The organism is Stutzerimonas stutzeri, assembly GCF_000952685.1.
Taxonomy (GTDB): domain Bacteria; phylum Pseudomonadota; class Gammaproteobacteria; order Pseudomonadales; family Pseudomonadaceae; genus Stutzerimonas; species Stutzerimonas stutzeri_E.
In genome coordinates, this window is the sequence record NZ_JYHV01000018.1 from 99,293 (window position 1) to 120,485 (window position 21,193).

General features: G+C 63.2%; 17 protein-coding genes. 16 read left to right on the forward strand and 1 reads right to left on the reverse strand.

The genetic code is table 11. The annotated features are described in order from the left end of the window. The first annotated feature begins 62 nt into the window (after nt 1-62). The 15 genes from UF78_RS11230 to UF78_RS11300 all read left to right on the forward strand — a co-directional run bounded on the left by UF78_RS11230 (nt 63) and on the right by UF78_RS11300 (nt 19,242). Nucleotides 63-467 (forward strand): hypothetical protein, encoded by a 405-nt coding sequence (locus UF78_RS11230; RefSeq protein ID WP_045162306.1) that lies wholly within the window; start codon nt 63-65, stop codon nt 465-467. After that, complete coding sequence (locus UF78_RS11235) at nt 461-1,153, forward strand: RES family NAD+ phosphorylase (RefSeq protein ID WP_045162307.1); 693 nt, start codon at nt 461-463, stop codon at nt 1,151-1,153. The genes UF78_RS11230 and UF78_RS11235 overlap by 7 nt, the downstream gene beginning before the upstream one ends. A gap of 238 nt (nt 1,154-1,391) precedes the next feature. Beyond that, entirely contained in the window at nt 1,392-4,367 is a 2,976-nt protein-coding gene (locus tag UF78_RS11240) for a xanthine dehydrogenase family protein molybdopterin-binding subunit (RefSeq protein WP_045162308.1), read from the forward strand. Then, entirely contained in the window at nt 4,364-5,191 is an 828-nt protein-coding gene (locus tag UF78_RS11245; RefSeq protein WP_045162309.1) for an FAD binding domain-containing protein, read from the forward strand. The genes UF78_RS11240 and UF78_RS11245 overlap by 4 nt, the downstream gene beginning before the upstream one ends. Further along, nucleotides 5,175-5,690 carry a (2Fe-2S)-binding protein gene (locus tag UF78_RS11250; RefSeq protein ID WP_045162310.1) on the forward strand — a complete coding sequence of 172 codons (516 nt, stop codon included), beginning with the start codon at nt 5,175-5,177 and terminating at the stop codon, nt 5,688-5,690. Before UF78_RS11245 ends, UF78_RS11250 begins: the two co-directional genes overlap by 17 nt. Further along, nucleotides 5,683-7,209, forward strand: a complete 1,527-nt coding sequence (locus tag UF78_RS11255; protein ID WP_045162311.1) for an AMP-binding protein — start codon at nt 5,683-5,685, stop codon at nt 7,207-7,209. The genes UF78_RS11250 and UF78_RS11255 overlap by 8 nt, the downstream gene beginning before the upstream one ends. A gap of 24 nt (nt 7,210-7,233) precedes the next feature. Next, nucleotides 7,234-8,037: an enoyl-CoA hydratase/isomerase family protein gene (locus UF78_RS11260; RefSeq protein ID WP_045162312.1), complete on the forward strand. Its 804-nt coding sequence runs from the start codon at nt 7,234-7,236 to the stop codon at nt 8,035-8,037. A gap of 86 nt (nt 8,038-8,123) precedes the next feature. After that, nucleotides 8,124-9,362: a benzoate/H(+) symporter BenE family transporter gene (locus UF78_RS11265; RefSeq protein WP_045162313.1), complete on the forward strand. Its 1,239-nt coding sequence runs from the start codon at nt 8,124-8,126 to the stop codon at nt 9,360-9,362. Nucleotides 9,363-9,657: 295 nt separating this feature from the next. Beyond that, nucleotides 9,658-11,616, forward strand: a complete 1,959-nt coding sequence (locus tag UF78_RS11270) for a TRAP transporter permease (protein ID WP_045162314.1) — start codon at nt 9,658-9,660, stop codon at nt 11,614-11,616. Nucleotides 11,617-11,657: 41 nt separating this feature from the next. Next, a complete protein-coding gene (locus UF78_RS11275; protein WP_045162315.1) occupies nt 11,658-12,650 on the forward strand; it encodes a TAXI family TRAP transporter solute-binding subunit in 993 nt (330 codons plus the stop codon). A 59-nt stretch (nt 12,651-12,709) separates the two neighbouring features. Continuing rightward, complete coding sequence (locus UF78_RS11280; protein ID WP_045162316.1) at nt 12,710-14,344, forward strand: thiamine pyrophosphate-binding protein; 1,635 nt, start codon at nt 12,710-12,712, stop codon at nt 14,342-14,344. A 249-nt stretch (nt 14,345-14,593) separates the two neighbouring features. Then, nucleotides 14,594-16,021: a UbiD family decarboxylase gene (locus UF78_RS11285; protein ID WP_045162317.1), complete on the forward strand. Its 1,428-nt coding sequence runs from the start codon at nt 14,594-14,596 to the stop codon at nt 16,019-16,021. Nucleotides 16,022-16,201: 180 nt separating this feature from the next. Then, nucleotides 16,202-17,641, forward strand: a complete 1,440-nt coding sequence (locus UF78_RS11290; RefSeq protein WP_045162318.1) for an aldehyde dehydrogenase family protein — start codon at nt 16,202-16,204, stop codon at nt 17,639-17,641. 25 nt (nt 17,642-17,666) lie between these two features. Beyond that, nucleotides 17,667-18,617, forward strand: coding sequence for a LysR family transcriptional regulator (locus UF78_RS11295; RefSeq protein ID WP_045162319.1), 951 nt, complete (start codon nt 17,667-17,669; stop codon nt 18,615-18,617). Then, nucleotides 18,604-19,242 carry a UbiX family flavin prenyltransferase gene (locus UF78_RS11300; RefSeq protein ID WP_045162320.1) on the forward strand — a complete coding sequence of 213 codons (639 nt, stop codon included), beginning with the start codon at nt 18,604-18,606 and terminating at the stop codon, nt 19,240-19,242. Before UF78_RS11295 ends, UF78_RS11300 begins: the two co-directional genes overlap by 14 nt. A gap of 40 nt (nt 19,243-19,282) precedes the next feature. Here UF78_RS11300 and UF78_RS11305 read toward each other — a convergent pair whose 3' ends face one another. After that, nucleotides 19,283-20,056 (reverse strand): alpha/beta fold hydrolase, encoded by a 774-nt coding sequence (locus UF78_RS11305; protein WP_045162321.1) that lies wholly within the window; start codon nt 20,054-20,056, stop codon nt 19,283-19,285. 88 nt (nt 20,057-20,144) lie between these two features. Between UF78_RS11305 and UF78_RS11310 the strand changes: the two genes are divergently transcribed. Continuing rightward, nucleotides 20,145-21,110 carry an XdhC family protein gene (locus tag UF78_RS11310; RefSeq protein WP_045162322.1) on the forward strand — a complete coding sequence of 322 codons (966 nt, stop codon included), beginning with the start codon at nt 20,145-20,147 and terminating at the stop codon, nt 21,108-21,110. Nucleotides 21,111-21,193 lie beyond the last annotated feature (83 nt).

The following is a 21,193-nucleotide window of genomic DNA, read 5'->3' on the forward strand; positions in this document are numbered from 1 at the left end:
TTGTCTACAGACACAACAAATGCTATGTTTGCGTCTACAGAATCAAAGCAGGCACATAAGCCATGACAGCAATTCTCCCAGCACCGGCGTTTACGAAGGATCAATGCGCAACGGGCCTGCGAGCCGCGGTGAATATTCTTGAGAAGTGGCAGGCGACCACCGAACAGGCTTGCAACATCCTGCGGATCTCGCGCAGCACCCATGCGCGCGCCAAGTTGGGTGACGCCAGTTGGTCGGTGAACCTCGACCCGGACCAGATGCAACGCATCAGTTTCGTGCTCAACATTCACGCCGCGCTACGGCTGGTTTTCGATAACCCGGAAAACGTCTACGGTTTCCCTGCCATGGCCAACCACAACGAGTTCTTCAACGGACGCTCGCCGTTGGAGATCATGGCCCAGGGCGACATGATCTCCTTGTACGAATCGTTCCGGCGCATCGATAGCCTACGGGGGGCTCAATGGTAGCGCTGGGCGAGTTGCCGGAGCGGGCTGACGCCCAGCTGCAGGCGTATCGGCTGGTTAACTCGAAGTTTCCGCCTATTGCCTTGTTCGATGATGTTGCAGACGCGGCCGAATTCGACACGCTGTATCAGTTGCAAGCCCTGACGAACCCGAGACTCCACAACGAGACCGGGCGCCTCGAGCTGATACCCCGTACGGAAATCCCCTTCGGCATTCCGGGCTGCTCATACGCAACCAGTCCCTTTACCCATGTGAACCCCGCGGGGTCGCGGTTCAGCGATGGCACCTTCGGCGTGCTTTACCTGGCCAGCACGATGGATACGGCCCTTGCCGAAGTGCGCTATCACCAGGACCAGTATTGGTCGAAAGTTCATGGCTTGAATTACGACCGGTTCGTCTTCCGCGGCTTGTCGTGCCGATTCAACGAAGCCGGGATGCTCGACGCAACGTCCGTCCCGATGACTGACCCCATCTACGATCCCGATGATTACGCTCAAGGCCGTCGCCTCGGACGCTCGGTGAAAGCCTCCGGCAAGCCCGGCTTGCGATACCGCTCGGTACGCAAAGAAGACCAGGAATGCTGGGCGCTGATGACACCAAAGCCGGTGCTGTCCATCGTCCAGACCGCTCATTACGAAATGATCTGGAACGGTCGAATTTCCAGCGTCAGTCTCGTCAGCGCCATTTAAGCGCGCCATAACAGCAAGCGCTCATAAATCCAGAAAATCTCCTGGGTTCAGGCCGCATCGCCCTGATCGCAAGCGGCGCGCCTATTGGCTCCATTCCCATCGCGCGAGCAGGCTTTATCGTCAAAATCAGACTCAGCGGTAAATTCCAAAACCCATGGGCAAAACTTCATAGCGACAGGCAAGGCGGCCTGGCCGGGCGCTCTTCGATACTCGGGACACATCAGAACAAGAGTCCCGTATGAACACCTACCAACCCACTGCCAAGAACGGGGTCGGCCAGATAGGACGGTCCCAGCGTCGCGTCGAGGACGCGGCGCTACTGCGCGGGCTGGGCCGCTATGCCGACGATGTCGCCGTTCCACCCGGCACGTTGCACGCTGCCATTGTCCGCTCTCCTCATGCCCACGCCCGCATCATCTCGGTAGACATGGACGCTGCGCTGGCCATGAAGGGCGTGCATGGCGTCCTCACCGGAGAAGATGTCAAACGCTGGGCAAATCCGTTCCCTGTGGGCGTTCGTGCGCCCATGGAACACTGGTGCCTGGCGATCGACAAAGCCCGTTACGTTGGCGAGCCGGTCTGTGTGGTGATCGCCGAAGACCGCTACCTGGCCGAGGACGCGCTGGATGCCGTGCGGGTCGAATACGAACCGCTCCCGCCGATCATCGATCCGGAGGCCGCGGCGGAAGACGGCGCCCCCGTGCTTCACGAAGCGGTCGGCAGCAACGTGGTCAACGAGCGACACTTCCACTATGGGGAGCCGGAGCAGGCGTTCGAAACCGCCCCTCACCGGGTCTCGATCAAGGTCCATTACCCGCGAAACTCCTGTACGCCCATCGAGTGTTACGTGGTGCTGGGGCAATACCAGCCTACAACCGGCACTTATGACGTCCTTTCCAATTTTCAGGGCCCCTATGCACTGCACTCGGTGATGGCGCGTGCGTTGAACGTACCCGGCAATCGTCTGCGCCTTCGTACGCCGCCAGACTCGGGTGGTAGCTTCGGCATCAAACAGGGGGTTTTCCCCTACGTGGTGCTGATGGGGTTGGCGGCACGCAAGGTCGGCGCACCGGTGAAGTGGGTCGAGGACCGGCTGGAACACTTGCAAGCCTCGTCCAGCGCAACCAACCGGGTCTGCGAGATTCAGGCAGCGGTCGAAAGCGACGGGCGCGTGACCGCCCTGCACTATGACCAGATCGACGACTGCGGTGGCTACCTGCGCGCGCCGGAGCCGGCTACCTTCTACCGCATGCACGGCAACCTGTCGGGTGCCTACGCCATCCGCAATCTGTCGGTGCGCAATCGCGTCGTGCTCACCAACAAAGTCCCAAGCGGTCTCAACCGCGGGTTCGGCGGCGGCCAGGTGTATTTCGCGCTCGAGCGCCTGATGCACAAGGTCGCCAGCCAGCTGGGGCTGGACCCGTTACAGGTCATTCGCCGCAATCTCGTACCAGCGGGCGTTTTTCCCTACCGGGCCGCTGCCGGGGCCCTACTCGACTCCGGCGATTACCCCGCGACGGTCGATCTCGCCGTTCGTGAGGGTGGGCTCGATGAACTGTTACGGCGCCGCGAACAGGCCCGTGCCGAAGGCCGCCTTTATGGCATTGGCTACACCGCAGTAGTCGAGCCGTCGATATCCAACATGGGCTATATCACCACGGCGATGACGCCTGAGGAACGACGCAAGAGCGGGCCTAAGAACGGTGCGGTCAGCACCGCCACGGTCAGCGTCGACCCGCTCGGTGGCGTCACCGTGCATATTTCATCAACGCCCCAGGGTCAGGGGCATCAGACCGTCGTGGCGCAGATCGTCTCGGAGGTGCTGGGCGTGGCGCTCGACAGCATCAACGTCAATGTCGAGCTGGACACCGGCAAGGACGCCTGGTCGATCGCATCCGGCAATTATTCCAGCCGTTTTGCCGGTGCGGTTGCCGGCTCTGTCTACAAGGCCGCCGTGAGAATTCGCGAGCGTATGGCCGATATTGCGGCGTCGATGTGGGACGTGCCGGCCGACCAGTTGCGCTTTGCCAACGGCAAGGTATTTGTCGAGGACGGCCCCAGCCAGGCGTTCCATCGTATCGCGGGGTCCACCCACTGGTCGCCAGGCCTGCTTCCCGATAACGAGGAAGGTGGGCTACGCGAAACCGCATTCTGGACGCCGTCGCAGCTGACCGCTCCGGATGACAACGACTGCATCAACAGCTCGCTGTGCTACGGCTTCATCTTCGACTACTGCGGTCTTGAGGTGGACCGGATCACGGGCGAGGTACAGATAGACCGCTACGTCACCTGCCACGACGCCGGCCGCATCCTCAACCCGATGCTGGTCGACGGACAAATCCGCGGGGGCTTCACCCAGGCGCTCGGCGTGGCGCTGATGGAAGAATTCGCGTATGGCGAAGACGGCAGCTTCCTGTCGGGTACCTTTGCCGACTACCTGGTGCCAACCGCTCCCGAGGCTATCGAGCCGCTGATCCTGCATATGGAAACGCCCTCGCCCTTCACTCCGCTTGGCGCCAAGGGCGTGGGCGAAGGCAACAACATGAGCACACCGGTGTGCATCGCCAATGCCATGGCCGACGCACTGGGACGTTCCGATATCAAGCTGCCGCTGACGCCTTCACGGGTCCGCACCATGATCGGCATCGACGAGCCGCCTCCGCCCGAAGGTGTCACGCTGCACAGTCCACGGGTGGCGGGCGGCTCTGCCCTGCAGGCCCAGGATTCGGTCGAGATTCCGGCACCGCCGCAGGCGGTGTTCGACGCCCTGCTCGATCCGGAAACACTCAAGGCGATCATCCCCGGTTGCCACGCGCTCGAGCTGGAAAGCGAGCACCACTACCGCGCCGACGTGACGGTGGGCGTTGGCATGATTCGCGCGCGCTTCGCCGCTCGCGTCGGGCTTACGGACCTTGAGCCTCCGCATTCATTGCGGCTGTCCGGTTCAGGCAACAGCCCGATGGGCTCCGCTACCGGCAGCGCCAAGGTGAGCTTCATCGAGTTGGAAAGCGGCTATACGCGCCTGGATTACGCCTACGACGCCGCGGTCAGCGGCAAGGTCGCCGCGGTCGGCGGACGCATGTTGCAGAGCGCTTCGAAAGTGATCATCGGCCAGATATTCACACGGCTAGCGCATCGACTGACGGGCAAGCCAGTGGAAACCAGCCTGTGGCAGCGGCTGCGCACGTTGCTGGGTCTCGGAGGTGAGAAATGAAACCCGCCGCATTCGATTACATCCGTGCCGCTGACAAGCGCGAGGTGCTGCAGCTACTGGCCGAACACGGCGAGCACGCCCGCATCATCGCAGGCGGGCAGTCACTCATGGCGGTGCTGAACATGCGCCTGGCGCAACCCAAGGTGCTGATCGACATCAACCACGCCAGCGACCTGCATTATCAGAAGCTGGAAAAAAACCGCCTGGTCGTGGGTGCTGCCGTGCGCCAGGTGGAGCTGTTGGACCGCTCCAGCCTGGTCCATGAAGTGCCCCTGCTGGCTCAAGCCATGCCGTGGATCGGTCATTTCCAGACCCGCAACCGGGGCACCGTCTGTGGCTCGGTCGCCCATGCCGACCCTAGCGCCGAGATCCCGCTGTGCCTGGTCACGCTAGGCGGCACGGTGGTACTCGAATCACTCAAGGGTAAACGTCGAGAGCTGCCGGCCGAGCAGTTCTTCCAGGGCGTGCTGACCACAGAAAAACGCCCAGACGAGCTAGTCGTCGAAGTGCACTTTCCGCTGCTCGAACCCGGTGTCAGCTATCGCTTTCGTGAGGTTGCGATGCGCCATGGCGACTTCGCGTTGGTTGCGCTGGCCGCCTGCATCAGACAGGACCAGGTGGACCTTGGCATTGGCGGCGTGGCTGATCGCTCGGTCCTACGCCGGTTGCCATTGGGCGCGGAACTCAAGGACGCACTCAACACATTCGCCTGGTCGCTTGGCGCGCAGGACGATGTACACGCCAGCGCGGCGTACCGGCGTCAGCTGGTGCGCGAGCTAGGCCAACAACTGATCGAAGGTACCGACCATGCACGCGCCAGCTGACCAGCGCTTCCCCGTCAAAGTGGAACTCAACGGCCGCCAGCGCGAAGCCCCGGCCGAGCCTCGCATGCAGCTGTGCGACTTTCTGCGCCACGAGCTGGGCGCCACCGGCGTGCACGTGGGCTGCGAGCACGGCGTGTGCGGGGCTTGCACGGTACTGGTAGACGGCGTGGCCTCGCGCTCATGCCTGATGCTGGCGGTACAGGCTCATGACCGCCGCGTGGACACCGTGGAATCGCTGGCCCGCGACGACATCATGAACGACCTGCAACAGGCGTTCAGCCGTCATCACGCCTTGCAATGCGGGTTCTGCACCGCCGGGATCCTCATGTCATGCGTCGAATTCCTGGAGCGTATGCCGAATCCGGATGAAACGCAGGTCCGCGACATGCTTTCCGGGCATCTGTGTCGCTGCACCGGCTACACCGGCATGGTCCAGGCGGTACTGGAAGTGTCACGACAACGACAAGAAAACACCGTGGAGAACGACAACCATGTTTGACCTTGGACGCAGCTTTCTCGCCGCGGTCGAGCGCCGACCGCACGCGATCGCGATCAGCGATGGCGAGCTCAGGAAAACCTACGAGGCCTGGTTCGATGACATTCAGCGCGCGAGCTTCGGCCTCGAGCAATTGGGCCTGACGAAGGGCAACCATCTGGTCACCGTCATGCAGAACCGTTGGGAAATGGCCACGCTGCACTGGGCCTGCCAGTTCAGCGGGATCATCATGACGCCCCTGAACTGGCGCTGCACCACGGAGGACCTGACATGGTGCCTCAAGGACGCCGAGGCTCGCGTGCTGGTCTATGACGACTCTGGGCGGAGCGCCGTGGAGGGATGCGCAGTCGAGAATATCCGCTGTATCAGCCTCGGCGGGCCGGTGTGCGACAGCGTCATGAGTTTTCAGCAGCTCTGCGCTCAGCCACCGAACGAAACGATCCTGCGTGCCTCCCCTGAAGATTGGTCGCTCATGCTCTACACGTCAGGCACGACCAGCCGGCCCAAGGGCGTGCCCCGCCGCCATCGCGCCGAGCGAGCCTCCGCCGTGGCGCATGTGGCGCAGAATCTCTACGGCCATGAGGAGCGCACCCTGGGCGTCATGCCGCTGTATCACACCATGGGTGTGCGTTCCCTTCTGTCGATGGCCTTGCTCGACGGTCATTTCGTGTGCGTGCCCAAGTTCGATGTCGAAGCGACGCTGGATGCCATCGAGCGCGAGCGCATCACCAACCTGTATCTGGTACCAACGCTGTATCACATGCTCATCGAGCATCCCGCCTTCAACCCCGAGCGTGTCGCCAGCGTGACCAAGCTCGGCTTCGCTGGCGCGCCGATGAGTGATGGCCTGATGCAGCGGGTCGATCAGGCGTTCAAGCCGGAGCTGTTCGTCAACCACTACGGCAGCTCCGAAATCTACACCTTCACCATCGACCAGAAGGCCAGCAGCAAGCCGGGTTCATCCGGGCGCAGTGCGCTCAATCAGCGCATCCGTGTCGTCGCACTGGGCAGCACCTCGCCGGACGACCTCTGCAAGCCGAACGAGGAAGGTCAGATCATCGCCGACCTGGCCAGTGATGAGGCCTTCGAAGGCTATTGGAAGCGCCCCGATTCCGACGCCAAGGCAATCCAGGCGGGCTGGTACTTCACCAGCGACACCGGCTTTTTCGACGAGGATGGCGACCTCTTTGTGACCGGCCGAGTCGATGACCTGATCATCACCGGCGGCGAGAACGTCAGCCCAGCCGAGATTGAAAACGCGCTGTCGCTGCACCCGGCCGTCGAGGAGGTCGCGGTGGTCGGGCTCCCCGATGAGCAGTGGGGCAAATTGATCGCAGCCTTCATCAAATTACGCCACCCGGTGACCGAAGCCGAACTGGACGCCCATTGCGTCTCCTCGGGACTCGCTCGTTTCAAGCGTCCACGCCGTTACGAATTCATTGACCAGATCCCCAAATCCCCGGTCGGCAAGATCTTGCGCCGCATGCTGGTGGCGCAATACGGCTCCGAAACCGTCAGCTGATCCCCTTCACAATGAGGAAACACGATGAATAACCAGCAGATCGAACAATTTATGGAAACCCAATTCGACGGCTTCACCGTTGAGCTCAGCCTCGACCGCGAACGCGCCGATGTGATTCTGGGTCGCCCGCCGTTCAATGTGATCGCCATGAGCCAACGCGACAGGTTGCGCGAAGTATTCGAAGCCCTGGATGCACACAACGGGATTCGCGTCATCGTGCTGCGCGCCCAGGGCGAACATTTCTCCAGCGGGGGCGACATCAAAGGCTTTCTCGAGGCCTCCCCGGAGCATGTCTCCAAGCTGGCCTGGAACGTCGCGGCACCGGCGCGCTGCACCAAGCCGGTCATCGTCGCTAACCGTGGCTACACCTTTGGCGTCGGTTTCGAGCTGTCGCTGGCATGTGATTTCCGCATCGCGTCCGAGACCACCCGCTACGCCCTTCCCGAGCAGAATCTCGGCCAGATTCCAGGGTCCGGCGGCTCCGCTCGCCTGCAGAAAATCATCGGCATCACTCGCACCAAGCACATGGTCATGCGCGCCAAGCGCATTACCGGTCAGCAGGCCTACGACTGGGGCATCGCCACTGAATGCGTACCGGACGGCGAGCTGGAAAGCACCGTGGACGCGCTGGTCGACGAACTGCGTCGTTTCTCGCCCTTGGCCCAGCGCACCGCCAAGAAGCTGATCAATGACAACGAGGACGCGCCGCTGACAGTCGCCATAGAAATGGAAGGCCACTGCTACAGCCGGCTGCGCAGCTCGGCAGATTTCAAGGAAGGCGTCGAGGCGTTCCACGGCAAGCGTCAGGCGGTCTTTCGTGGTGAATAAGCGCCGCGGCGGGTAACTCTCACACGTGTGCCGTCCACCGCGGGCGGCGCTCGGCGAACGCACAACAACAAAGCGAAGGCGTTGCCATGTCCCAGAACCTTTCCCATCCGGCAGTCGATATAGCCGCCACCACCGGCGAGCCGACGCTGCGCCGAGCATTCAATTCCAAATCCATCAGCGCCGGCGTGGTCGCTGCCCTGTTCGGCTGCACCGGCCCGGCACTGGTGGTGATCAACGCCGCTGAAGCCGGCCGTCTGAGCAATGCGCAGACGGTCGCCTGGCTGTTCGCAATCTACGTCCTCGGCGGGCTGATCAGCCTGTTTCTGGCGCTGCGCTATCGACAGCCAATCTGCGGCGCCTACACCATTCCCGGCGCGGCGATCCTCGCCGCATCGCTGACCGTCATACCGTTCAGCGATGCGGTGGGTGCCTTCATCATGAGCGACCTGCTGGTCTTCATACTGGGCATCACCGGGCTGATCGGAAAACTGATGCGCTGGCTGCCGATGCCGATCGTGATGGCCATGATTGCCGGCGCACTGATCCGCTTCGCCACCGGCGCGATCGATTCCATCGTCAGCGCGCCGCTGATCGCCGGCGTCGCCGCACTGAGCTTCTTCCTGGTCACACGGTTCACCCGTGCGGTGCCGCCAGTGCTGGTCGCCGGCGTGATCGGGCTGGTGATGGCCTTCGCCCTGGGCCAGCTGCAACCGGCGGACGTGAACATCGCCTGGGTGATGCCGGCCTTCACCGCGCCGAGCTTCTCGCTCGATGCCTTCCTGGCCATCACCGTTCCACTGACGGCGCTGGTGATCGGCGCGGAAAACGCCCAGGCCACCGGAGTGCTGATGGCCGAAGGATATCGCCCGCCGGTCAACGCGATGACGGTTATCAGCGGCATCGGCGGCGTGCTGGCCGGGCTGCTCGGTGGTCACAACGCCAATATCGCCGGTCCGATGACAGCCATCTGTTCTTCCGAGCAGGCCGGCGACGATCCGCGCCTGCGCTACGGCGCGGCGATCGTCAATGGGGTGCTGTTCGGGCTGTTCGGATTGTTCGCGGGGCTGGCGGTGCCCTTCATTCTGGCCTTCCCCAAGGCGTTGATCGTGGTGGTCGCCGGGCTGGCCATGATCGGCGTGCTGCTGGGCGCGCTGCAGCAGGCATTCCAGAAAGGCGGCGTCTGTCAGATCGGTGCATTCGTGGCGTTGGCCGTTGCGATGAGCCAGTTCTCGTTGCTGGGCATCAGCTCGCCATTCTGGGCACTGCTGTTCGGCGTCGCGGTGTCCGCGCTGCTCGGTGAAATCCGCGCTGAACGGCGCCAATAGCCCCTGCGCGAATAGCTAGAGCACTGCCTGATGGCCCGTATCAAAAATCGTTAATGGCCAGGCCATCCGACAGGCAGCAAGATGAATCCGCCGCCGATGCCCTGCATCGGCCGAGCAGACAACCGATAAGAAAAACAACGGTGAACCGTCATGATCCTTCGCCAGACCTCCGGGTTGCCGGCCCGTCTCGCCGCCTCCAGTGCTCCTATCCCAGGCTCGAACTGCGCGCACGCCCGCCCTCCGCGCAGCGCCACCATGTTCCGGCCTCAAGCCGCCACCGTGCAGGACTGACCCCATGAGAAAATTCGTCAATCCCGCCTCTTTCGTAGCGCTCTGCTGGTCGGCGTTCCAGATCTACATGGTTTACGGCACGCCGCTGGACCTGATCGTCGCCGTGCCGATCCACATCATGTTCGGCCTGGTGCTGACCTTCATCACCCACCCCCTGCGCAAGCAGGACCTCGGTCATTTCAACGTGGTGCGCGCCTCGGACTACTTGCTGGCCACCGTGGCGGTCGCTATCGGCCTGTTCTACCTGTTCAACGCTGAACAGCTGACGATGCGCATCGCCATGGTCGATCCTCTGCGGCCGATCGACCTGGTGATCGGCATCACCACCATCGTCCTGGTGATCGAGGCCGTGCGCCGCGCGCTGGGCTTGGGTCTGACCGTGGTCATCTTGGTGTTTCTGGTCTACCAGTTCATCGGCCCGCAGCTGCGTGACATCCCGATGCTCGGCATCATCGGCCACGATGGCGAGCCGACCCGCCTGTTCCTCGAAACCTTTCTTGATGTGCAGGTACTGCAGAACGAAGGCGTGTTCGGTATCCCCAGCATCGTCTCCTACGGCCAGGTCTTCTACTTCCTCCTATTCGGCGCCTTTCTCCAGTTGTTCGGCGGCGGTCAGCTGTTCATGGACCTGTCCGTGCTGTTGGTCGGTCGCTTCCGTGGCGGCATGGCCAAGGTCTCGATCGTCTCCTCGACGCTGTTCGGCTCGGTCAGCGGCAGCGCCACGGCCAATGCCGCGGTAATGGGCATGTTCACCATCCCGGCGATGAAGAAATCGGGCATGAGCGCCGAGCAGGCCGCAGCCGTCGAAGCGGCCTCCTCCACCGGCGGCCAACTGATGCCACCCGTCATGGGCGCAGCGGCCTTCTTGATCGCCCAGTTCATGGGCATTCCCTACGCCGAGGTGGCGATCGCTGCGCTGATTCCGGCGCTGCTGTTCTACGTCGCGCTGTATTTCGTCGTCGACCTGCTGGCGCGGCGCAAGGGCCTGGCCGGCCTCAAGCGCTCGGAGCTGGGCACTACCTGGAACAGCGTGCTCAAGCGGTTGTACCTGCTGGTCCCGGTGTTCGTGCTGGTCTACCAGATCATGGCCGGCCGGGCTCTGAGTTCGGCGACCCTCGAGGCTATCTGGATCACCCTGGTGTTCGGCCTCTGCACTCGCGCTTGGGAAGGCTTTCGCGCCGAGGGCGGGCATGGCGTGTTGAAGGCTGCGGGCTCGGTAGTCAGCGATTCGATACAGGCGCTGGACTCCGGTGCGCGCGGTGCCATCGCCGTGGCCATCCCCTGCGCCGGAGCCGGCATCGTGGTCGGCATCGCCTCGATGACCAACCTCGGCCTGACCTTCGGCAGCTTCGTCACCGCGCTGTCCGGCGGCATGCTGATCCCGGCGCTGCTGCTGGTGATGTTCATGGTCATCGTGATGGGCATGGGCATGCCGACCACTGCGGCCTACATCATGGGCGCCATCCTCGCGATTCCGGCGCTCGACAAGCTCGGCATCCCGGCGCTGTCGTCGCACTTTTTTGTGCTGTATTTCGCCGCGCTGTCGATGGTCACGCCACCGGTGGCCCTGGCCGCGTTCGTCGCAGGCGGCATCGCCAAGGCGGATGTCTGGAAGACCGGCTGGGTGGCGTTCCGCTACAGCCTGGCCGGGTTCCTGGTGGCCTTCGCCTTCGTCTTCAGCCCAGCGTTGCTGCTGCAGGGCGACTGGCAGGCCATCGTTCCCGCCGTGGTCACCGCGGTGATCGGCTGCTACGCCCTGGCCGGGTGTGTGGCCGGCTACCTGCGCGCCCACAACTCACTGCTGGAATCGGCGCTGTTGCTGGTCGCCGCTGCGTTGCTGATTGCACCGGTGCTCAAGGCGTCGCTAGGCGGGCTGGTCCTGCTCTGCGCGGTCTGGGTGTGGCAGAGCCGCAAATCCAGAGCCGCGCGGGCGGGCTGTGTGCTGGGACGATCCGGGGTCTAGCGCCACGGGATCAGCTGAATTCAACCAAGGAGAACAACAAGATGAAAAAGATCCTCGCGAAATACGCGGCAGTTGCCCTGCTGGGCACCGTCGGCCTCTGCGGCGACGCGCTGGCCGCCGAACCCGTGAACGTCAAGTTCGCTGCCGGCCCCACCGGTACCACCTGGTACGCCTACGCCGGCGCCCTGCGCGGCGAAATGCTCCAGCGCCTGCCAGAAGGCTCAACGGTCGATATCCAGGGCACGCCAATGGCAATCGCCAACACCAAGCTGCTGGCGGCCAAGCGCGCCGACATCGGTCTGATATTCCCCCCGGTGGCCGCCTGGGCCCAACAGCCCTTCGGCCCATTCGACCGCAAGATCGAAAACGTGCGCGGGTTGGTGGGCGGCATCGACCAGTACTACCAACGCATCACCGTGCAGACTGACAGCGATATCCAGTCCATCGCCGAGATCAAGGAGAAGAAACTGCCAGTGCGCATCGGTACCGGTCCGCAGGGCAGCCTGAATGAATACATCGCCAAGTTGATCCTCGAAGCCAACGGCCTGAGTTATGAAGACATCGAGTCCTACGGCGGCAGCATCGGAAAATCGAACCTGAGCATCCTGCAGGACCAATTCGGCGACAAGAAGCTGGATATGATCATCGGCATCACCACGGCCGGACACCCGAACACCGCGCAACTGTCGATCACCCCCGGCCAGCGCTTCCTCGACCTCAGCGAGGAAGCTATCGCCTATCTGGAGAAATTCGGATTCGTGCGCGCCACCATGCCGGCCAACATGTTCGAAGGTCAGGATGCAACCGTAGAAGGCGTCGGCTTCAGCACCTCGCTGTACGCCACGCAGTCGATGTCCGACGATGACGCCTACGCCATCACCAAAGCCGTCATGGAAGGCCAGGACGCCCTCAAACGTTCGTTCGGCTCGATGAAGGACTGGACCGCCAAAGGCTCGGCGCAGCCGGCCAATCTTGCCGCCCCGCTGCATCCAGGTGCACGCAAGTACTACCAGGAAGCGGGACTGCTAGAGTGAATCCGACCTGCACGGGCCCGGTCCGTGCAGCCTTTGTCAGCCGACTCAGCGAGGCCCCGATGACAGAAGACAACAGACCCGACGGCGGCCAGGCCATCGTCGAGTTGCTCCGGCGCAACGGCGTCGACAGAGTGTTCACGGTCCCTGGAGAAAGCTTCCTGCCCGTGCTCGACGCGTTGCACGACGCCCCCGACATCGCCCTGGTAGTTTGCCGTCAGGAAGGCGGGGCCTCGATGATGGCCGAGGCCTACGCCAAGACCACCGGACGCCCAGGCGTCTGCTTCGTCACCCGCGGGCCGGGCAGTGCCAATGCGTTGGCCGGGCTGCATGTCGCCGCGCAAGACTCGACGCCGCTGCTGATATTCATCGGCCAGGTACCGCGCAACTTCCAGCAACGCGAAGCCTGGCAGGAAATCGACGTCGGCGCGCTGTTCGGTTCGGTGGCCAAGTGGGCCACTGACATCCAGGAGGCCGCGCGTCTGCCGGAATACTTCTCTCGCGCCTTCAGCACCGCCCGTTCCGGACGACCGGGCCCGGTGGTTCTCGGCCTGCCGGAGGATCTGCTGTACGAACGCATCGAGCCGGTCCAGGTCGGCCCTGCGCCGATCAGCCAGGGCTACCCAGCGCCACAAGCGATGACCCGGCTGCGTGAGATGCTAGCCGAAGCCCGGCGACCATTGGCGATCTTTGGTGGCTCCGGCTGGAGCGCCGAGGCTCGTCAGCAATTGCAGAGGTTCGCCGAAACCCAGGGCCTGCCGGTGGCCACCGCCTTTCGGCGTCAGGATCGTTTCGATAACGGCCACCCCAACTATGCCGGTGACGCGGGTCTGGGCATGAACCCCGAACTCGCCAAACTGATCGATGAGGCCGACCTGCTGATCGCCGTCGGCACCCGGCTGGGCGATATCACCACCCGTCATTACGAACTGGTGAAGGTGCCCAAGCCAGGGCAGAAACTGATCCACATCCATCCCGACCCGCACGAGCCCGGACGTGTGCGGGTACCGGATCTGGCGATCTGCGCCGCGGTGCAAGGCTTTGCCGAGGCGGCCGCCGGGTTCGAATCAAGCGATATCTCTGCCGAGCGCCAAAGCTGGCTGGCGCGCGCGCGTGAAAGCCGCGTCGCCTGGCAGCAGCCGACCGAGCTGCTCGGACCGGTACAGCTCGGTGAGATCGTTGCCTGGCTGGGACGCCGGTTGCCGCCCGAGGCGGTGATCAGCAATGGCGCCGGCAATTACACACTCTGGGTGCACCGGTTCTACCCGTTCCGCGGTTGGGGCAGCCAACTGGCACCGACGTCCGGTTCGATGGGCTACGGCCTGCCTGCGGCAATCGCTGCCAAGCTCGCCCAGCCGTCACGACCGGCGGTGTGCTTCGCTGGCGATGGCTGCTTCCAGATGACCTGCCAGGAACTGGCGACCGCCATGCAGTACGGCGCCAACGTCATTGTCATCGTGGTGAACAACGGCTCCTACGGCTCGATCCGCATGCACCAGGACAAGCACTACCCGGGCCGCCGCTATGGCACCGATCTGGTCAACCCGGACATGGTTGCCCTGGCCCAGGCATACGGCGCTGGTGCCACGCGGGTGGAGCGGACCGAAGCATTCGCCGAAGCGTTCGAACAGGCGCTGGCCGCGGACCGCCCGTACCTGATCGAGCTGGTGTTGGATCCCGCGATCCTGCGTCCCTGAAAACCTCCCCGGTAGGCCTGCCCTTACGGCGATGGGCAGCCGCACTGAGGCGTTTGCACTGGGCCTCCCGGCCGCAGGCCAACCGACAGCTACCGCTACGCCAAGGTCAGATCGCAGGGCGTCCGGGCGCCTTTTCGACCAGATGATCAGACATCGCCGATGCTGATGGCGAGCATCAGAAAACCCTAATAGGCAGACTTGTTCGGCGCTCCTAGCATGGCCAAAACAATAACCACGAGAGAACTCGCCATGCCGTCCACGCCCTCCTCCTCGGTCGATTCCACTGCAGCTACCCAGCCGGTTGGCGCCAGTCTGCGCGGCTGGCTGGATCATCTACAGAAGACTCAGCGGCTGAGCGTGATCCGCCCGGGTACCGAGCTTCGCTTCGGCGTTGCGGCCATCGCCAATCGCCTGGACGGTCACAGCGCGTCGCTGTTTCTGCAACCCGATGGGCACATGATTCCGGTGATTTCGGGGCTGCTCTCGGACCGTCAATGGATGGCCGAGGCGATGGGCGTCGAGCCCAGCCAGGTCCTGGCCCGCTTCGAGCAAGCTTGCCTCGAGCCCTCGCCCTGGCAGGAAGTGACCGAGCCCGCCTGTCAGCAAGTGGTGCATCACGAGGTCGACCTGCTCACGCAACTGCCCATCCCCACGCACAACGAACACGACAGCGGTGCCTACATCACGGCCGGTTTGCTGATCACCCGAAATCCACGTACAGGCGTACAGAACGTTTCCATCCATCGGCTGCAAGTCAGCAGCGCCAATCGTCTCGGTGCTTTGTTGCTGCCACGCCATACCCTGGCCTATTTCCAGGAGACCGAGCGCAACAACGAAGACCTCGAAGTCGCCGTGGTGGTCGGCTGCGACCCCCTGACGCTCATGGCCTCGCAGGCTATCGTGCCCATCGATCACGACGAACTGGAAATCGCCGGTGCGCTGCGGGGCCGGCCGCTGCCAGTGGCGAAATGCGTGACCAACCGCATTCGGGTGCCGGCCGATGCTGAGATCGTCATCGAGGGTCGCCTGCTGGCCAACACACGCGAGGAAGAAGGCCCGTTCGGCGAATTTCCGCAGTACTACGGCGAGCGCGCCGAGCGCCATGTGATCGAGGTGGACGCCATCACCCACCGCCAATCGCCGATGTTCCACACCATCGTTGGCGGTGGCCTGGAGCATTTGCTGCTCGGCGGCATTCCGCGCGAAGCGACCATGCTCGCTCACCTGCGACGCAGCTTCCCGTCGGTGCGCGATGTGCATCTGGCGCGCGGAGGGGTATGTCGTTATCACCTCTACGTGCAGATCGACAAACGCTCGGAAGGGGAAGCGAAGAACGTGATTCTCGGCGCGCTCGGCGGCCACTACGACATCAAGCACGTGGTGGTGGTCGACACCGACGTCGACATACACAACCCCACCGAGGTCGAGTGGGCGGTGGCAACACGCTTCCAGGCGGATCGCGATCTGGTGCTGATCCACGAAGCCCAGGGGTCCAAGCTCGATCCCTCCACCCGTGACGGCGTCGGCTCGAAGATGGGCTTCGATGCCACCGTGCCGTTGGCGGCGCCACCGATGCGTTTCAAGCGCATCCGAGTGCCGGGCGAAGCCGAAGTGAACCTTGCCGATGTCTGCCAACCGGCCGGCGACGATTGGGAACGACAGTTCAGCCAGGCGTAGCGGAACCGAACGACCGAGGACGCTAGCCATATACCGCTTCCGTGGCTGGCGCGGTGTGCAGCGGCGGCCGTAGACAGCCAACTGAAGCCACCGCCGAACACCGAGCCGCTAACGGTCACCGCGCTCAGCCCTTCGATCGGCTGATCGATCCGAACAAGTCATACCCGACAGGAGAAGCCCATGCAGGTCCGACACTTCATCGACGGAGAGTGGTGCGAGAGCGGTCAGTGGAGCGACAGTCTCGATCCGGCCAATGGCGAGATCATCGGCCGGTTTGCCGATGGAGGATTGGCCGAAGCCCAAGCCGCCGTAGACGCGGCGTCACGCGCGTTCGTAGCACCGCAGTGGTCGCAGAATCCGCGTCTGCGTCAACAGATCCTGCTGGAATGGGCAGCCGCGCTCGGCAGTCGTCAGGAGGAGCTGGCGATTCTGCTCACGCGAGAAAACGGTAAGGCGCTTGCGCAATCGCGCGGCGAGGTGGCGGGCGCCATCTCCGAAATTCTCTACTACGCCGGCTTGGCTCGTCATATTCCAGGTCACGTACTGGAAGTGGCTCCCGGCGAATTTTCCACCATGCTTCGTGAGCCCGCGGGGGTAGCCGCGCTGATCATTCCCTGGAACGCCCCGGCCGTTCTGCTGGTGCGAGCATTGGCGCCTGCGCTGGCGGCGGGCTGTACCTGCGTGATCAAGCCGGCAGCACAAACTGCACTGTTCAACGCCGCATTTCTCGAACCTTTGTTGCAACTGCCTACGCTGCCACGCGGTGCCGTCAATTTGTTCGCCGAAACCGGTCACGCCGGTGCAGCGTATCTGGTCGCCTCACCCGAAGTGGATGTGCTCAGTTTCACCGGCTCGACGGCAACCGGAACACGGATCATGCAGGACGCGGCTCCGACCATGAAGAAACTGTCGTTGGAGTTGGGTGGCAAATCTTGCTGCCTGGTGCTTGAAGATGCGGACATCGCCGCTGTCGCACCTAAGCTTGCCGCCGCGTCGACGATCATTTCAGGCCAACAGTGCACGGCTGCCCGCCGCGTATTGGTACACGCCAGCCGCCTGGCGGAAATGAAAACGGCGCTCACCGCCGCGCTTTCCGAGGTCCGCCTCGGCCATGGACTGGAGACAACCACACAGATGGGGCCGTTGATCGACTGGCGTTCTCGCGACCTGGTGGGCCAGCGCATCGCCGAAGCGATGGACAGTTGTGACGAGGTACTGCTTGCCGGCAACCAGCCGGGTGGCCCGCTGGAAGCCGGCGCCTTTCTCTCTCCAACGCTGATCGCCCATCGCGACAGTGCGGCGTTCTTCTGTCAGGAGGAAATCTTCGGCCCCCTGCTTGTCGTGGAAGCATTCGAGGACGACACCGAAGCGGTAGTACGTGCCAACCATTCGGCCTTCGGCCTGGCGGCGAGCATCTGGACACGGGATGGCGCTCGCGCCATGCGCCTTGCCCGGGTGCTGCGCAACGGCACCGTATGGATCAACGACCACAACAAACTGTTCGCCGAGGCCGAAACGGGCGGCTACCGCAAAAGCGGGCTGGGACGATTGCACGGCTACGATGCGCTGCTGGATTTTACAGAGCTCAAGCACGTCTACCAGAATGTCGGCACCCTATAGGTCGCCAACTTGCCGAGGTTCAGAGATGGAACTGCGCCAACTGAGATACTTCACCTGCCTGTATGAAGAGGGCTCGGTCACCAAGGCGGCGCAGCGTCTGAACATCGTGCAGCCCGCCTTGTCGATGCAGATCGCCAAGCTGGAAGAGGAACTCGGCCAACCGCTGTTCGAGCGCACGCCCAAAGGCATGACGCCGACCGAGGCCGGCGTACAGGCCTATCGTCTGTTCATGCCGATCCTCGGTGAGCTGCTCGAAGCACGGCAAACGTTGATCGACCGTAGCGGCAAGATTGGCGGACGAATCAACGCCGGGCTGATCGCTTCGGCTGCCAACCAGGCGCTGGCCAGCACCCTGGCCTACTTCGTCGAGCACCACCCGGACGTTGAGCTTCAGGTCAGCTACGGCTACAGCCAGGACCTGATCGATCGCGTGTTGTCCGGGGCACTGGACTTCGCCGTTATCAACCAGAGCTTCCAGCAGGAGCACCTGAACCGGATCGATATCCTCGACGAAGAGCTGCTCGTCGCAACCGGCGCCACGACCCGATTGCGCATGCAAACGCCCGTGCCGCTCGCCGAGCTGGCTCAACTGAAACTGGTGCTGCCGTCCCGCCGCCACGGCTTGCGCATCGTCATCGATCAGGCCCTCGCGGTGCATGGCATCGAATTGGCCCCGCATCTCGAGCTCGACGACCTGACCGTGATCGAGAGTTTTCTACGTCGCAGCGACTGGATCAGCCTGCTTCCGGCAACCGTCTTACAGCGCGGCCTCGAGGAAGGCGCTTTGCGCGCCTATCCAATCGCCACCCCTGGCATCACCCGCCGCATGGTCTGCGTGCATGACAGCCGCCGCCCCCTGACGCCTGCCGCCACGCTGTTCATCGACATCATCAGCAAGACGCTGGGCACCGCTCTCAACGCCATCCATTTCTATAAGGAAGGCGCGATACAGGACACTGAACATGACATCAGCTAATCCGAGTCCACAGCGGCTCATCATCGGTATATCCGGCGCCTCTGGCGCGATATACGGCGTGCGTCTACTGGAATTGCTGCGCGACACACCGATCGAGACTCATTTGATGGTCACCAAATCGGCGCTGATCACCCTCGCTCACGAAACCGGCCTCTCCTGGTCGGAGCTCAAGACCATGGCGACGGTGAACTATTCCAATCAGGACATCGGTGCGGCCATCGCCAGCGGCTCGTTCAAGACCATGGGTATGATCGTCGCTCCGTGTTCGGTGCGTACAATGTCGGAAATCGCCAGTGGCGTGACGTCCTCACTGCTCACCCGCGCCGCAGACGTGATCCTGAAGGAGCAACGTCGCTTGGTGTTGATGGTTCGTGAGACGCCGTTGCACCGGAACCATCTACGCACCATGACCGAACTGGCTGAACTCGGCGCAGTAATCGCACCACCGGTCCCGGCGTTCTATGCGCGCCCAGCTTCGATCGACGACATGGTCAACCATACGCTCGGACGCGTCCTCGATATGTTCGATATCGAGCTGGGCATCGTGCGGCGCTGGCGTGACGAGCCCGAAGCCGTCCCGACGCTCGATGACATCGAGGCGTTGAACGCCGCCGAGAATGCGTGAGATGAGGCAGCTGTCAGTAAACCAGCCGGGCTCCGCCAGGCTAGGTTTGGAGTATCGCCAGGTAGTCCTCGATCAGATCGAGGGTCCGATCGCGGGCCTGGTTCTGCGGAAAGTGTCGACAGTTATCGAGAAACTCGACGCGGCTGTCAGGCACAAGCTGTTCGATCAGTTCCAGCTGCTCGGCCGTTGCGTATTCGTCATCGCGTCCTTGTACCGCCAGAATCGGCAGTGCGATACGCGGCAGCTGATCAAGCAAATTCCAACCGCTGAATTCCGACCGCAACCAGGTATCGCTCCACCCGCGGAACGCACAATCGGTGTTGTCGCCATGATGGATGGCGAGCCGCTCACGCAAATGGCCGGTGCGAAACGCATCGAGGGTTCGCCGGATGCCGGCGAGGCTCGCTTGCTCGACGGTCACGTGCGGTGCCAGGGCTACCACACCCCGAACACGAGGATCATTGCGCGCCGCATAAGCCAGCGCGATCGAGGCGCCATCGCTGTGGCCGACGAGCACCACACGCTCGAGCGCCAGCGAATCGAGTACGCGTGCCAGCTCGTCCGGGCCGGCCACGCTCAGGTAGTCCAGCCCACGCGGCAACGGCACCGGGCTCGATGCGCCGTAGCCCTGGCGGCTGTACGCGAGTACTGGCCAGCGCGTCCTGGCAGCCAACGCCTCGGGAAAATCCTTCCACAGCGCGACGCAACCCAATCCCTCATGCAGCAGAACGAGCGTCGGGTGGGTCGGATCCGTGGTATGCAGCAATCGGTATTCGAGTTCCGCCGTACCGATGTCGAGAACAGAGCAAGACATTTCACAGGTTTCCTGAACACAACGAACCCGAAGGGTAACCGATTGCCGGCGCCCACCAGTGCGTTGTCAGCAGCCAGGGGAAAACGACATGCAACATCTTGATCTGCGGGTGATCGAACAGGCCCTGCAATGGGTAGCAAACGGGCAGGATGTGTGGTTCTGCACGGTGCTGTCGACCTATGGCTCAGCACCACGAGCACCAGGCGCCCTCCTCGTTGCCCGCGCCGATGGCGCCCATGCAGGCTCGCTGTCCGGTGGCTGCGTCGAGGAGGAGTTTCTTGCCAGCTTGGCGCAGGGCGAGCTGCAAGCGCCCGCGCAAATCGTGCGCTACGGCGAGTCGGACGATGATCGGCGCCGTCTGCGGCTGCCCTGCGGGGGCATCTTGCAGATACTGGTGGAACATCATGCGCCTAGCGAGGCATGGCGAACCCACCTGTTAACACTCCAGGCAACGCTGCAGGGCCAGCGGCGTTTGCTGCGCCGCGTGGATCTGACCAGCGGATTCGCTGAGTTGCTGCCGGACCATGGCGGCGAGCAGACATGTATCAAGGGGGAACACGTGGAAATCCGTGTCGGCCCAGCGCTACGACTGCTGCTGGCCGGCGTATCGCCAGTGGCGCAAGCCTGCGCCAGCTTTGCCCGCACGCTGGGTTGCGAAGTGATCGCCTGCGATCCGCGCGAGGACATGCAAGGCATGCTGATCGAAGGCATTGAGGTGCAACCGGTGTTACCGTCCGTGTTCATCGCCTCCGGTGGATGTCACGAAGCCACCGCCGTGGTCGCGCTGACCCATGATCCGCGTATCGATGATCTGGCGCTGATGGAGGCCGTACGAACCCCGGCGTTTTATATCGGCGCCATGGGCTCACGACTCACCTCAGCCAAACGGGCCGAAAGACTGCAACGCGTCGGCGGGCTTACCCAGGAAGAAATCGAACGTATCCATATGCCCATCGGGCTCGACCTGGGTAGCAAGACGCCCGCCGAAATCGCCCTTTCGGTGATGGCTGATGTGCTGCGCGTTTATCGAGGCAAGGCGCGGGATGCGCTATGAAGCGCGCCGGGAATGTCTGGTCGCCTTGCCAGCCAGCCAGCCAGCCAGCCAGCCGACGATCGAGGACGTCGTGATACATGGCT